This window comes from Pseudomonas sp. B21-019 (genome assembly GCF_024749225.1).
Classification (GTDB): Bacteria; Pseudomonadota; Gammaproteobacteria; order Pseudomonadales; family Pseudomonadaceae; genus Aquipseudomonas.
In genome coordinates, this window is sequence record NZ_CP087193.1 from 5,472,326 (window position 1) to 5,486,657 (window position 14,332).

Here is a 14,332-nt window from a genome sequence, read left to right on the forward strand (position 1 = left end):
AATCAGGCCAGTTTCTTGTGCCGTACGCGGTGCGGCTGGGAGGCCGCTTCGCCGAGGCGTTTCTTGCGATCGGCTTCGTACTCGGTGTAGTTGCCTTCGAAGAACACCGCTTGCGAGTCGTCTTCGTACGCCAGGATGTGCGTCGCGACGCGGTCAAGGAACCACCGATCGTGAGAGATCACAATGGCGGCGCCCGGGAAGTCCAGCAAGGCTTCTTCCAGGGAACGCAGGGTTTCAACGTCGAGGTCGTTGGACGGTTCGTCGAGCAGCAGGACGTTGCCGCCCTCTTTCAGGGTCAGGGCCAGGTGCAAGCGACCACGCTCACCGCCGGACAGGTCCTTGACGAACTTCTGCTGATCGCCACCCTTGAAGTTGAAACGACCGACGTAGGTACGCGACGGGATCTCGTAGTTGCCGATGCGAATCTGGTCGGAACCATCGGAGATCTGCTGGAACACAGTCTTGCTGCCATCCAGGTCTTCACGGCTCTGATCGACGCACGCCAGTTGCACGGTTTCGCCGACTTCGATGCTGCCCGAATCCGGAGTTTCCTTGCCCATCAGCATGCGGAACAGGGTCGATTTACCGGCACCGTTACCACCGATCACGCCAACGATGGCGCCTTTAGGCATGGAGAACGACAGGTTGTCGATCAACACGCGATCGCCGTAGCCCTTGGTGACGTTCTTGAATTCGATGACCTTGTCGCCCAGGCGTGGACCGGCCGGGATGTAGATCTCGTTGGTTTCGCTGCGCTTCTGGAATTCCTGCGATTGCATTTCTTCAAAGCGTTGCAGACGAGCCTTGGACTTGGACTGGCGGGCCTTGGCGCCTTTGCGCACCCACTCCAGTTCTTCCTTCATGGCCTTTTCGTGAGCCGATTGCTGCTTGGATTCGGCCGCCAGACGATCGGACTTGGCTTCGAGCCAACCCGAATAGTTGCCCTCGTACGGGATACCGGCGCCGCGGTCGAGTTCGAGGATCCAGCCGGCAACGTTGTCCAGGAAGTAACGGTCGTGCGTGATCGCAACCACGGTGCCCGGGAAATCGTGCAGGAAGTGCTCCAGCCAGGCGACGGAGTCGGCGTCCAGGTGGTTGGTTGGTTCGTCGAGCAGCAGCATGTCCGGGGCGGACAGCAGCAGGCGGCACAGGGCCACACGACGCTTTTCACCACCGGAAAGATGTTCAACCCTGGCATCCCAGGCCGGCAGACGCAGCGCATCGGCAGCGACTTCCAGTTGGCGATCCAGGTTGTGGCCATCGCTGGCCTGCAGGATGGCTTCAAGTTTGGCTTGCTCTGCAGCCAGCTTGTCGAAGTCGGCATCCGGATCGGCGTAGGCCGCGTAGACCTCGTCCAGACGCGCCTGGGCGTCCTTGATCACGCTGACCGCTTCCTCGACCACTTCACGCACGGTCTTGGTCGGGTCCAGGATCGGTTCTTGCGGCAGGTAGCCGATGTTCAGGTCCGGCATCGGACGGGCTTCGCCGTCGAACTCGGTGTCGACGCCTGCCATGATTTTCAGCAGCGTGGACTTACCCGAACCGTTGAGGCCGAGGACGCCGATTTTGGCGCCGGGGAAGAACGACAGCGAAATGTTTTTCAGGATTTCCCGCTTCGGCGGAACAACTTTGCCCAGCCGATGCATGGTGAAGACGTATTGAGCCATGGAGAACCTAGGGTCAGTGACTGATGAATGATTGGAGCGCAGGCGATGCCCGGCCAGGCCATGCGCGTCGTTCGTTTGATGGGTATCAAGGCGGCGCGCTGAAAAAACCTAGGAGCTGGAACGCTCCCGCGTAACCGGCAAAGCTACCTCATTGACAGAAGGCAGTCCAGCCGAGCGGGGCTGGCACTTCGCCACAACTCAAGGCATGCTAGCCGCCCTTCGGGCGTCCGGCTTATAGTGCACGCCGCGCCAGTCCAGCCAAACCGCAGGATTACAGTTTGTCCAATGTCACTCCGCCACCGTCCGCGAGCGTGCTCAACCCTGGGCTCGGCTCGCCCCTGCGCGGAAGCTTGAAGGGCGCGCTGGCGACGCTTGTGCTGTTGCTGCTCGCATTGCTGTTCTGGCAGTTGCTGGATCAACTGCGCGAAACCCAGAAAAACCAGCGCCAGTACACCATCGACTACACCGCCGACCTGGCTTCGCAAGTCAGCCTCAACATGGCGCTCAACGCCCAGATCGCCCTTAATCTGCTACCGATCGTCGAACAACCGCAAAGCGCCGACGAACAGCAGGCATTGCTGCGCAAACTGCAACAGTCGCTGCCCGACCTGCGCAGCCTGGCGCTGCTCAGCCCTTCCGGGAAAGTCCTGAGTGACAGCGCCGTCGACAGCCAGGACGCCAACTACCTGAGCGAACTGGTCCAGCGCAGCCGCGCCCAGGCCCACTATTTCAGCAATGCCGATGACGGCTCGGTGGTGCACCTGCTCCTGCATCAGGCCAGCGGCAGCACTCGCGGCTACTGGGCCCTGCGCCTGACACCGACATTTTTCTCTTCATTGACCAAACAGGGCGACGCCGGCATTCGCCCCCAGTGGCTGGTGGAAAACCGCATCAATCATCAGATCATCAGTCGCGATGACGCCCTGGCTTCAGCCAAACCCGCGGTGCTGACACCCGACGAACTGACCAACAGCGTGTTGACCGTCCCCCTGAGCAGCAGCGACTGGCAACTGCGCGGACTGTTCGACCGGCAACGGGTGATCGAACAACTGCTGCCGGCATTCATCGGCAAATGCCTTCTGGGCCTGGCCTTCTCACTGTTACCGTTCATCGCTTTGCTGAACATTCGTCGCCGCCAACGCCAACTGCATGAAGGCCGCCGACGCTATCAGGACATCTTCGAAGGCACCGGCGTTGCCCTGTGCGTGCTGGACCTGTCCGGGCTCAAAAGTTTTTTCGACAAGGAGCAACTCACCAGCAGCGAGCAGCTGAGAACCTGGCTCGAGATACCGGAGCAACGCCAGCAACTGTTGCAGGAACTGCGCATCACCGAAGTCAACCAGGTCGCCCTGCAACTGCTCAACGTCAATTCCTGCGATCAGGCCTGGAAACTACTGATCAACGGCTGCCCACTGGACTGCACGGCCATCGGCAATCAAGTGCTCGAAGCGGTGCTCCACCAGCAGAAACAGCTTGAGCTGGAAATCAAGCTTCAGGACGCCAATGGCCGCGACCAGCACTTGTGGCTCGTGCTGCGCCTGCCGGAAGATCAGCCCGACTATAGGGCGGTGATCCTGAGCATCAGCGACATCACCAGCCGCAAACTCATTGAGCTTTCGCTGCTGGAGCGCGAAGGATTCTGGTCCGATGTGGTGCGTACCGTGCCGGATCATCTGTATGTGCAAGACGTGATCAGCCAGCGGATGATCTTCAGCAACCATCACCTGGGGCAGACGCTGGGTTACAACCGCACCGAGCTGCACCAGATGGGCGAGTACTTCTGGGAAATCCTCTTGCACCCGGAAGATGCCGACTACTACCACCGCTCTCGCCAGTCTCAGCGTCAGGCGGGTTATACCCAATTGCTGCAGTGCCAGCTGCGCTTCCGTCATCGCGATGGCAAATGGCGGCGTTTCGATATTCGCGAACAGGCCCTGGCGCGGGACAAGCACGATCAGGTCACGCGCATCATCGGCGTGGCCAAGGACATCACCGAGCAGATCGAAGCCAGTGAATCCCTGCGCGACAGCGAGCAGCGCTACCGGATGCTCGCCGAAAGTATCAGCGACGTGATTTTCTCCACTGACAGCAAGATGGCGCTCAATTACGTCAGCCCCTCGGTACAAGCGGTGCTGGGCTTCGACGCCGACTGGATATTCCAGAACGGCTGGCAATCGACCATCGCCAACCCGCAACAACTGAGCGGCATCTACAGCCTGATGGACCGGGTCAGCAAAGCGCTGGATAAACCCGATCAACTGACACTGCTGCGCAGTCAGGTGCAGACCCAACTGTTTTTGTTCGACTGCCTGCGGGCCGACGGACGCAAGATCCCTATCGAGTTGCGTCTGGTGTTGGTCTGGGACGAACACGGCGCCTTCGAAGGTGTGCTCGGGGTCGGTCGCGACATCAGCCAGCAACGCCGGGCCGAGAAAGACCTGCGCATGGCGGCCACGGTATTCGAGCACTCGACCTCGGCGATTCTGATCACTGACCCGGCCGGCTACATCGTCCAGGCCAACGAGGCCTTCAGTCGAGTCAGCGGCTATGCGGTGTCCCAGGTGCTCGATCAGTTGCCGAACATGCTCACCGTCGACGAGCAGCAGGAAACTCATCTGCGCTACGTGCTCAAGCAGTTGCATCAGCACAGCACCTGGGAAGGCGAAGTCTGGCTCAAGCGTCGCAACGGCGAGCACTACCCGGCCTGGGTCGGGATTACGGCGGTGCTCGACGACGAAGGCGATCTGGCCAGTTATGTGTGTTTCTTCAGCGACATCAGCGAACGCAAGGCCAGTGAGCAACGGATTCACCGCCTCGCCTATTACGACGCCCTGACCCACCTGCCCAACCGCACGCTGTTCCAGGATCGCCTGCACACCGCGCTGCAGTCGGCCGAACGGCAGAAGTCCTGGGTGGTGCTGATGTTCCTCGACCTGGACCGCTTCAAGCCGATCAACGACTCCCTGGGCCATGCCGCCGGCGACCGCATGCTCAAGGAAATGGCCACGCGCCTGCTCGGCTGCGTCGACGATGACGACACCGTGGCGCGCATGGGCGGTGATGAGTTCACATTGCTGCTGCAACCCCGGGTCAACCGCGAGATCGCGCTGAACCGGGCGATTCACGTGGCCGAACAGATCCTCGCCAGCCTGGTGAAACCGTTCGTGCTCGAAGGCCGCGAGTTCTTCGTCACCGCCAGTATCGGCATCGCCCTGAGTCCTCAGGACGGTAGCGAACTCAGTCAGCTGATGAAGAACGCCGACACCGCGATGTACCACGCCAAGGAGCGCGGCAAGAACAACTTCCAGTTCTATCAGGCCGACATGAACGCCAGCGCCCTGGAGCGTCTCGAGCTGGAAAGCGACTTGCGCCACGCCCTGGAACAAAACGAATTCGTGCTGTACTACCAGCCGCAATTCAGCGGCGACGGCAAACGCCTGACCGGCGCCGAAGCCCTGCTGCGCTGGCGCCATCCGCGCCGCGGCCTGGTGCCGCCGGGAGATTTCATTCCGGTGCTCGAAGAGCTCGGGCTGGTGGTGGATGTCGGCGACTGGGTGATCGGTGAGGCCTGTCGTCAACTCAAGACCTGGCACCAGGCCAAGGTGCGGGTGCCGAAGGTCTCGGTGAATATTTCGGCCCGGCAGTTCTCCGACGGGCAGCTCGGCACACGGATCGCCACCATCCTCAGGGAAACCGGCCTGCCGCCGGCGTGCCTGGAGCTGGAGCTGACCGAAAGTATCCTGATGCGCGAAGTCAGCGAGGCGATGCAGATCCTCGCCGGTCTGAAAAACCTCGGCCTGAGCATTGCGGTCGACGACTTCGGCACCGGTTATTCATCGCTCAACTACCTCAAGCAATTCCCGATCGATGTGCTGAAAATCGACCGCACCTTCGTTGATGGCCTGCCGTCGGGCGAGCAGGATGCGCAGATTGCCCGGGCGATCATCGCCATGGCCCACAGCCTCAATCTGGCGGTAATCGCCGAGGGCGTGGAAACCCACGAACAGCTCGACTTCCTGCGCGAGCATGGTTGCGATGAGGTTCAGGGCTACCTGTTCGGCCGCCCGATGCCGGCCGGCCGGTTCGAAGCGCAGTTCAGCAATGATGCGTTGTTCATGTTCGACTGAAGAGGAACTTCTGTGGCGAGGGAGCTTGTCGGATCGCCGCACCGTCCCGCTCGAGTGCGTAGCGCTCGCAAGATTTGGGGCCGCTTCGCAGCCCAGCGGGAGCAAGCTCCCTCGCCACAGACATTGAAAATCCTGCGCATGAACACCACTTGTCTGCGACATGATGTCCTTTCATATGCCATCTAAAACCCATTGGGTTAGAATGCCTCCCTTTTCTGCCCCGATCCTTGAGGACCGCCATGTTCAGCCGTGATTTGACTATTGCCAAGTTCGACGCCGACCTTTTTGCCGCCATGGAGCAAGAAGCTCAGCGTCAGGAAGAACACATTGAGCTGATCGCTTCGGAAAACTACACCAGCCCTGCGGTGATGGAAGCTCAAGGCTCGGTACTGACCAACAAGTACGCCGAAGGTTACCCAGGCAAGCGTTACTACGGTGGTTGCGAGTTCGTCGACATCGTCGAGCAGCTTGCAATTGATCGAGCCAAGGAACTGTTCGGCGCCGATTACGCCAACGTTCAGCCGCACGCCGGTTCGCAAGCCAACAGCGCCGTTTACCTGGCCCTGCTGCAAGCGGGCGACACCATTCTGGGCATGAGCCTGGCTCACGGTGGTCACCTGACCCACGGCGCCAGCGTTTCGTCCTCCGGCAAGCTGTACAACGCCGTTCAGTACGGCATCGATGCCAATGGCCTGATCGACTACGACGAAGTCGAGCGTCTGGCCGTTGAGCACAAGCCGAAAATGATCGTGGCCGGTTTCTCTGCCTACTCGCAGGTTCTGGACTTCCCACGCTTCCGCGCTATCGCGGACAAGGTTGGTGCTTACCTGTTCGTCGACATGGCCCACGTGGCCGGTCTGGTCGCCGCTGGCGTCTACCCGAACCCGGTGCCTTTCGCTGACGTGGTGACCACCACCACCCACAAAACCCTGCGCGGTCCACGTGGCGGCCTGATCCTGGCTCGCGCCAACGCCGACATCGAGAAGAAGCTGAACTCCGCAGTATTCCCGGGTGCCCAGGGCGGCCCGCTAGAGCACGTGATCGCTGCCAAGGCGATCTGCTTCAAGGAAGCGCTGCAGCCTGAGTTCAAGGCCTACCAGCAACAAGTGGTGAAAAACGCCCAAGCCATGGCCGGCGTGTTCATCGAGCGCGGTTTCGACGTGGTGTCGGGCGGTACTCAGAACCACCTGTTCCTGCTGTCGCTGATCAAGCAGGAAATCTCCGGTAAAGACGCCGACGCCGCACTGGGCAAAGCGTTCATCACCGTGAACAAGAACTCGGTACCGAACGATCCACGCTCCCCGTTCGTCACCTCCGGCCTGCGTTTCGGTACCCCGGCTGTGACCACTCGCGGCTTCAAGGAAGCAGAGTGCAAAGAGCTGGCCGGCTGGATCTGCGACATCCTGGCTGACCTGAACAACGAGGCGGTGATCGATGCCGTTCGTGAGAAGGTCAAGGCCATCTGCAAGAAACTGCCGGTGTACGGCGCTTAATTGCCCCGCTAAACCGCAGCAATGAAAAAACCGGCCAGTGATGGCCGGTTTTTTTTCGTCCGCCATAAAGATCAATGGGGTTAGCACCACTGGTCAGACCGGTCATGCCAATTTTTAGATTTTCACTTGTAATCCCGAAAAAACTCAGCGTAGACTGCGCCTGCACTGGACATACCGGTAAGACCACAATAATTAAGTCCTGAATCTGATGCGCTTGGCGCACGGCAGCCAGGACACCGACCAGGATTCCTCCCATGCTCAGATGGTGCTCGCGTTCAATCTTCCTTCAAGTGGTTCTCGGACTGGTGCTCGGCATCGTCTGCGGGCTGACCCTTCCCGAATACTCCGCCCAACTCAAACCCCTTGGCGACGGCTTCATCAAACTGATCAAGATGCTTATTGGCCTGATCGTGTTTTGCGTGGTGGTCAGCGGCATCAGCGGTGCCGGTGACCTGAAGAAGGTCGGACGCATCGGCCTCAAATCGGTCATCTACTTCGAAATACTGACCACCATCGCCCTGGTGATCGGCCTGGTGTTCGCCTTCACGACCGGCATCGGCAGCGGCGCGAACATTCATCTTGAGCAGCTCTCCGCCGCCGACATGGGCGACATCGCCCAGCGCGGTCAGCACATGCACACCACCACGCAGTTCCTGATGGACCTGATTCCGACGTCGGTGATCGGCGCCTTCGCCGACAACAACATCCTGCAAGTCCTGCTGTTTTCGGTGCTGTTCGGCAGCGCGCTGAACCTGGTGGGTGAAGCGGCGTCGGGTATTTCCCGGCTGATCAACGAGCTGAGCCATGTGATCTTCCGCATCATGGGCATGATTGTGCGCCTGGCGCCGATCGGCGTCTTCGGCGCCATCGCCTTCACCACCAGTAAATATGGCCTGGACTCGCTGCAACACTTGGGCAGCCTGGTCGGCCTGTTTTACCTGACTTGCGCGGCATTCGTGGCGCTGATTCTCGGCCTGGTGATGCGCCTCTCGGGTCTGCGGATGTGGCCGCTGCTCAAGTACCTGCGCGAAGAACTGCTGATCGTCATGGGCACCGCTTCTTCCGACGCCGTGCTGCCACAAATCATGCGCAAGCTTGAGCATCTGGGCATCGGCAGCTCCACGGTCGGGCTGGTGATTCCGACCGGGTATTCGTTCAACCTTGATGGTTTTTCGATCTACCTGACCCTGGCCATTGTGTTCATCGCCAATGCCACCGGCACGCCGCTGGCCATGACTGACCTGCTGACGATTCTGCTGGTGTCACTGATCACCTCCAAAGGTGCCCACGGGATTCCCGGCTCGGCGCTGGTGATTCTCGCCGCCACCCTGACGGCGATCCCGGCAATTCCGGTGGTGGGCCTGGTGCTGGTGCTGGCGGTGGACTGGTTCATGGGCATCGGCCGGGCACTGACCAATCTGATTGGTAACTGCGTCGCCACGGTGGCCATTGCCCGCTGGGAAAAGGACATCGATATCCAACGGGCAAACAAAGTGCTGTCCGGCCAGGTGGGTTATACCTTCCAGCCGAGAAAACCGGTGGTCCCGGCACATCAGCAGGAATTTTAAACAACGTGTGCCTGCCCACGGGCAGGCACATTTATCGCGATCTGGAGCGAACAGTGATTACCTCGTCAACCGTCGTAAATTCAGTGGTAGAAAAACTTCGGGCCGCGCTGGCCCGCGGTCAGTGGCGCTCCGGCGACATGCTGCCAGGCCAGCGTGAACTGGCCGAACAACTGGGCATCAGCCGCCCAAGCCTGCGCGAAGCGGTGATCGTGCTGGAAACCCTCGGGCTGGTACGCTCGATGCCGGGCAAAGGCGTGGTGGTGCTGGAGGCCAATCTCAGCGACAGCCAAAGCCACGACAGCGCAGTCGCCGGGGCCAGCCTGGAAGACGTGCTGCAACTGCGCTACACCCTCGAACCGTTCATCGTCGGCCTGGTGGCGCAGTCCATCAGCAGCAAGGAAGTCGGGCAACTGCGCCTGACCCTGATGGACATGCGCGAAGCCCTGGAAGCCAATGACAGCGAGGCCGGTGTGAACGCCTACATCGCGTTCCACGAAGAGTTGTTCACCCTGACCTCGAACCCGATTTTCCAGAGTGTGGTGCAGCAGACCAGCAACGCCCTCAAGCAAAGCGCCGACGTGCTGCGCAATTCTCCCGAGCACTTGGCTGAGCGCCTTGAAGAAAGCGAAGCCATGGTACGAGCGATCCGCAGCAAAAACAGCGCCCAGGCCAGCGCCGAAATGCGTCGGCACATCCTTCGGGAAGGTCAACGGATGGGCATCGAATTGAATATCCCGGACGACCACCTCGGCAGTTGACCCCCTCTTCGAACTGGAGACAGGCCATGAACAGCTTCGCCTCACCACAAACGCTTATTGCCCTGCCCTTTCGCCCGCCGGTGGATGATCTCTATTCGCGGATCTTCGACGCGATTCTCGAACAGCGCATCAATGCGGCCAGTCGTTTTACCGAAGATAGCCTGGCGCAGATGTTCGGTGCCAGGCGCAGTGACATTCGTGGTGTGCTGACGCAGTTGTCCCATCAGCAGATCATCATCCTGCGGACTAATCATCGCCCCCGGGTCGCCGCGCCCGATGCCGAGCAGACGAGGCAAACGCTGCATGCCCGACGACTGACCGAAATCACGCTGGCTCGACTGGCCTGCCAGCAACCTCGCCCACAGGACCTGAAACGCCTGCGCGCCTTGATCGACAGCGAACGCCAATGCACGTCGCGTGGTCCGGCCATTCGATTGTCTGGGGAGTTTCATCTGCAACTGGCCGAAATGGCGGGGAACGCACCGTTGGCGCATTTTCTCGGGAGTCTGGTGCCGCTGACTTCGCTGGCGATTGCGCAGTTTGATGCGCAGGCGGAGGGTTATTGCACGTGGCAGGCGCACGAAGGCATTTTGAATGCGGTTGAGTGCGGGGATGTGGCAATGGTAGTGATGTTGATGACCCGGCATCTGGATCATTTGGAAGAGACATTACTGAACTCAGAACCGGTATCTCGCCGAAATCGTGTTGCCGGTTAGATCGCCTTCGCGGGCAAGCCTCGCTCCTACAGTTTTGATCATCTGTAGAAGCGAGGCTTGCCCGCGAAGACGTCATCATCGACGAACACAGTTTCAATCCGCCGCAACCCGCGCAAACCCCTCGCGAATCTTCTCTTCCGGCAACTCATCTGCAATGAACACGATCACGCTTTCGCGTGTGTCATCGTCCGCCCACTCGGTATCCCAATCGAAACCGTACAGTTTCAGCACGCCCTGGAACACCATGCGCCGCGGCTCACCAAGAATGTTCAAAACGCCTTTGTAGCGCAGCAATTGCTTGCCATGGTCTTCCAGCAGTTCGTTCATGAACTCGCTGAGCTTGTCGATATCCAGCGGTTTGTCGGTACGCAGCACCAGGCTGGAAATGCGATCGATGGAGGGCGCCTTGCTCACCGGGCGCAAACTCACGCCACCACCGAGGTCGGCATTGAGGTTGAAGCCACGCACATCGAGCAATTCGGCCAGATCAATCTTGCCGTGGTCGACCACACGAATCGGTGCGCGGCGGTTGATGCGGGTCAGGCGCTCGCTGAGGGCAGTGAAGGTCGGCTCATCCACCAGATCGCGCTTGCTCACCAGCAAGCGGTCGGCAAAACCGATCTGCGCCTGGGCGATGGTCTGGGTCAGGTGCAGGTCGGCATGAGCCGCGTCCACCAGGGTGATGATGCCGTCGAGGATGTAGCGTTCGCGCAGCTCTTCATCGATAAAAAAGGTTTGCGCCACCGGGGCCGGGTCGGCCAGACCGGTGCATTCGATCACCAGGCGGTCAAAGGCGATTTCGCCACTGTCCAGGCGCTCCAGTAGCAGGTACAGCGCTTTGGTCAAATCGGTGTGGATGGTGCAGCAGACGCAGCCGTTGGACAGCGTCATCACTTGCACAGGCTCGTCGCCCAACAGTTGGGTGTCGATGCCGGCGTCACTGAACTCGTTTTCGATCACGGCGATTTTCAGGCCGTGCTCGGCTTTGAGCAGGTGGCGCAACAAAGTGGTTTTACCAGCGCCGAGGAAGCCGCTGAGGATCGTGACAGGGATTGGCGCTAACAAAATAAGATCTCCCGGACGCAAAAAAACTGTAGGAGCCAGGTTTGCCGGCGAAAGCATCTTGAAGATCGCCTTCGCCGACAAGCCCTGCTCCTACAGTGGTGTGTTACCTAAACCGCGTACATCAACAGCACTTCGGTCCACCCTTGCCGCCGTAACGAGCCTCTTGGCGCTCCCGAAAGAACGCCTCGTAACTCATCACCGGTTTGTCCGGGTGTTTGGTTTGCATATGCTCGACGTAGTTGTCGTAGTCGGGCATGCCGACCATCAGGCGCGCGGCCTGACCGAGGTATTTACCGAGGCGGCTCAGGTCATTGAACATGGTGCAATCCTCAGGTTACGCATCCGGCAGAGCCTGGAATGGCGATTCTTTATCCGTGCGTTCTTTGGTGCCCCAGGCGGCAATACCGACCTTGAGCGCATAGAACAGGATGCTGAACACCACGAACAGGAACAGCGCGGTCAGCGTTGCGTTGGTGTAGGCGTTGTAGATCACGTGCTGCATCTGCTCGATGCTCTTGGCCGGAGCGAGGATCTGACCGCTGGCCAGGGCATCACTGTACTTCTTGGCCAGCGACAGGAAGCCGATCGCCGGGTTGGCGTCGAACAGCTTGATGAAGCCTGCAGTGGTGGTGCAGATCAGCAACCAAACGGCTGGCAGCATGGTGACCCAGATATAGCGTTGGCGTTTCATTTTGATCAGCACAACGGTTGCCAGCATCAGCGCGATACCGGCCAGCATCTGGTTGGAGATACCGAACAGCGGCCACAAGGTGTTGATGCCACCCAGTGGATCGATCACGCCTTGGTACAGCAGGTAGCCCCACATCGCCACGCAACCGGCGGTGGCTATCAGGTTGGCGGTCCAGGACTCGGTGCGTCTCAGCGCCGGTACGAATGAGCCGAGCAAGTCCTGCAGCATGAAACGCCCGGCACGGGTACCGGCGTCGACCGCGGTCAGGATGAACAGTGCTTCGAACAGGATCGCGAAGTGGTACCAGAACGCCATGGTGTTTTCGCCCGGCAGCACGCTGTGCAGGATCTGCGCGATACCGACCGCCAGGGTCGGCGCACCGCCGGCACGGGCCAGGACGGTGGTTTCACCGATGTCCTTGGCCACCGCCTGCAACGCTTCCGGCGTGATGGCAAAGCCCCAATTGCTGACCGCTGTCGCTACCGCCACCACATCACCGCCGACAACCGCGGCCGGGCTGTTCATGGCGAAGTACACGCCCGGTTCGATCACCGAAGCGGCCACCATCGCCATGATCGCCACGAAGGACTCCATCAACATGCCGCCGTAACCGATGTAGCGAGCGTTGACTTCATTATCCAGCAGCTTCGGCGTGGTGCCGGAGGAAATCAGCGCGTGGAAACCGGATACCGCACCACAAGCGATGGTGATGAACAGGAACGGGAACAGCCCGCCCTTCCACACCGGTCCGGTGCCGTCGATGAACTGGGTCAATGCCGGCATTTTCAGCACGGGCATGGTGATCAGAATGCCGATCGCCAGCGCAACGATGGTGCCGATCTTGAGGAACGTGGACAGGTAATCACGCGGCGCCAGAATCAGCCACACCGGCAACACGGCTGCCACGAAACCGTAGCCGATCAGCATCCAGGTGATCTGGACCCCGGTAAAGCTGAACGCCTTGGCCCACACCGGGTCAGCGGCGATCTGCCCGCCCAGCCAGATCGAACCCAGCAGCAACGCCACGCCGATCACCGAGATTTCACCGATACGGCCAGGACGGATGTAGCGCATGTAGACGCCCATGAACATCGCGATCGGGATGGTCGCCATCACGGTAAAGATGCCCCACGGGCTTTCGGCCAGGGCCTTGACCACGATCAGCGCCAGCACCGCGAGGATGATGATCATGATCAGGAAGCAGCCAAACAGCGCGATGGTCCCGGGGATGCGGCCCATTTCTTCACGAACCATGTCGCCCAGGGAGCGACCGTTGCGGCGGGTGGACATGAACAGGACCATGAAGTCCTGAACCGCACCGGCCAGCACCACGCCGGCAATCAGCCACAGCGTACCGGGCAGGTAGCCCATCTGCGCCGCCAACACCGGACCGACCAGCGGCCCCGCGCCGGCGATGGCCGCGAAGTGGTGACCGAAAAGGATGTGTTTGTTGGTCGGCACGTAGTCCAGACCATCATTGTTGATTACGGCAGGTGTAGCCCGACGTGAATCGAGTTGCATCACATTGTTAGCGATGAACAGGCTGTAGTAGCGGTATGCGACAAGATAGATAGCGACTGCTGCGACAACGATCCACAAGGCGTTGATCGCCTCGCCTCGGCGCAATGCCACTACGCCCAGGGCGCACGCTCCTACGACTGCCAGCAGCAGCCAGGGTAAGTGGCGTAGCGGGCTATTATTATTTTTCATTTTATGATTCCAGCCAGAGTGGACAAGAAAGACAGCCATCCCGAGTTTAGCGCTACTGGCCTCAAAGGCCACCCCCAACGTTGGTCTAGATAAGGGATTGCGTGGCGGCTGATGCAAAGCCCGGTCTATAGTCAGTGCACCATGCAGAGAGGGTCAGGCCATGAGCGAACAGCATTCCGATCGCCGCCGTTTCAAGCGCATCGCCTTCAGTGCAAAGGCCGAACTGAGCCAGGACGGACAGCGTTGGCCGGTGCAATTACTCGACCTGTCGCTCAAGGGCATGCTGATCCAGCGTCCCGAGCCCTGGTCAGGCGACGCCAGCCAGCCCTTCGCAGCCGATATCCATTTGAACAACGAGGCCGAGATCCGAATGGACGTGCAGCTGACCCACGATGGCAAGGGCCAGTTGGGTTTTGTCTGCCTGAATATCGGGCTGGAATCGATCGAACACCTGAGGCGGCTGGTCGAGCTGAACCTCGGCGATCCCGAAGAGTTGGAGCGGGAGTTGGGAGCGCTGATCGCCCCCTGATTCGCTTC

General features: G+C 60.1%; 10 protein-coding genes. 6 read left to right on the forward strand and 4 right to left on the reverse strand.

Going from position 1 to position 14,332, the window contains the following annotated elements; genetic code table 11:
- Positions 1 to 2 precede the first annotated feature (2 nt).
- Positions 3 to 1,667 (reverse strand): energy-dependent translational throttle protein EttA, encoded by a 1,665-nt coding sequence (gene ettA / locus LOY36_RS24560; RefSeq protein WP_018925869.1) that lies wholly within the window; start codon positions 1,665 to 1,667, stop codon positions 3 to 5.
- A 278-nt stretch (positions 1,668 to 1,945) separates the two neighbouring features.
- On the opposite strand from ettA, the gene LOY36_RS24565 reads away from it, so the two are divergent.
- The 5 genes from LOY36_RS24565 (at position 1,946) to LOY36_RS24585 (ending at position 10,329) form a co-directional block, all read left to right on the forward strand.
- Positions 1,946 to 5,794: a bifunctional diguanylate cyclase/phosphodiesterase gene (locus LOY36_RS24565; protein ID WP_258671203.1), complete on the forward strand. Its 3,849-nt coding sequence runs from the start codon at positions 1,946 to 1,948 to the stop codon at positions 5,792 to 5,794.
- A gap of 239 nt (positions 5,795 to 6,033) precedes the next feature.
- Complete coding sequence (glyA, locus tag LOY36_RS24570) at positions 6,034 to 7,287, forward strand: serine hydroxymethyltransferase (RefSeq protein ID WP_018925867.1); 1,254 nt, start codon at positions 6,034 to 6,036, stop codon at positions 7,285 to 7,287.
- A gap of 254 nt (positions 7,288 to 7,541) precedes the next feature.
- On the forward strand, positions 7,542 to 8,855 hold the full coding sequence (locus LOY36_RS24575; protein WP_018925865.1) for a C4-dicarboxylate transporter DctA: 1,314 nt from the start codon (positions 7,542 to 7,544) through the stop codon (positions 8,853 to 8,855).
- Positions 8,856 to 8,908: 53 nt separating this feature from the next.
- Positions 8,909 to 9,613, forward strand: coding sequence for a FadR/GntR family transcriptional regulator (locus LOY36_RS24580; protein ID WP_018925864.1), 705 nt, complete (start codon positions 8,909 to 8,911; stop codon positions 9,611 to 9,613).
- A gap of 26 nt (positions 9,614 to 9,639) precedes the next feature.
- Positions 9,640 to 10,329: a GntR family transcriptional regulator gene (locus LOY36_RS24585; protein WP_258671204.1), complete on the forward strand. Its 690-nt coding sequence runs from the start codon at positions 9,640 to 9,642 to the stop codon at positions 10,327 to 10,329.
- A gap of 93 nt (positions 10,330 to 10,422) precedes the next feature.
- Here the strand turns inward: LOY36_RS24585 and yjiA are convergent, their stop codons facing one another.
- The 3 genes from yjiA to LOY36_RS24600 all read right to left on the reverse strand — a co-directional run bounded on the left by yjiA (position 10,423) and on the right by LOY36_RS24600 (position 13,795).
- Positions 10,423 to 11,394: a GTPase gene (gene yjiA / locus LOY36_RS24590; protein ID WP_258671205.1), complete on the reverse strand. Its 972-nt coding sequence runs from the start codon at positions 11,392 to 11,394 to the stop codon at positions 10,423 to 10,425.
- Between the two features lie 121 nt (positions 11,395 to 11,515).
- On the reverse strand, positions 11,516 to 11,713 hold the full coding sequence (locus LOY36_RS24595) for a YbdD/YjiX family protein (protein WP_007937254.1): 198 nt from the start codon (positions 11,711 to 11,713) through the stop codon (positions 11,516 to 11,518).
- Between the two features lie 15 nt (positions 11,714 to 11,728).
- Positions 11,729 to 13,795 (reverse strand): carbon starvation CstA family protein, encoded by a 2,067-nt coding sequence (locus tag LOY36_RS24600; RefSeq protein ID WP_258671206.1) that lies wholly within the window; start codon positions 13,793 to 13,795, stop codon positions 11,729 to 11,731.
- A 160-nt stretch (positions 13,796 to 13,955) separates the two neighbouring features.
- Between LOY36_RS24600 and LOY36_RS24605 the strand changes: the two genes are divergently transcribed.
- Positions 13,956 to 14,324, forward strand: a complete 369-nt coding sequence (locus tag LOY36_RS24605) for a PilZ domain-containing protein (RefSeq protein ID WP_019650945.1) — start codon at positions 13,956 to 13,958, stop codon at positions 14,322 to 14,324.
- Positions 14,325 to 14,332: the final 8 nt, after the last annotated feature.

Excerpts from the sequence above, each read along its gene's own strand:
- ettA (WP_018925869.1), bottom strand. The coding sequence starts at position 1,667 with ATGGCTCAATACGTCTTCACCATGCATCGGCTGGGCAAAGTTGTTCCG.
- glyA (WP_018925867.1), top strand. The coding sequence starts at position 6,034 with ATGTTCAGCCGTGATTTGACTATTGCCAAGTTCGACGCCGACCTTTTT.
- LOY36_RS24575 (WP_018925865.1), top strand. The coding sequence starts at position 7,542 with ATGCTCAGATGGTGCTCGCGTTCAATCTTCCTTCAAGTGGTTCTCGGA.
- LOY36_RS24585 (WP_258671204.1), top strand. The coding sequence starts at position 9,640 with ATGAACAGCTTCGCCTCACCACAAACGCTTATTGCCCTGCCCTTTCGC.
- LOY36_RS24595 (WP_007937254.1), bottom strand. The coding sequence starts at position 11,713 with ATGTTCAATGACCTGAGCCGCCTCGGTAAATACCTCGGTCAGGCCGCG.
- LOY36_RS24600 (WP_258671206.1), bottom strand. The coding sequence starts at position 13,795 with ATGAAAAATAATAATAGCCCGCTACGCCACTTACCCTGGCTGCTGCTG.
- LOY36_RS24605 (WP_019650945.1), top strand. The coding sequence starts at position 13,956 with ATGAGCGAACAGCATTCCGATCGCCGCCGTTTCAAGCGCATCGCCTTC.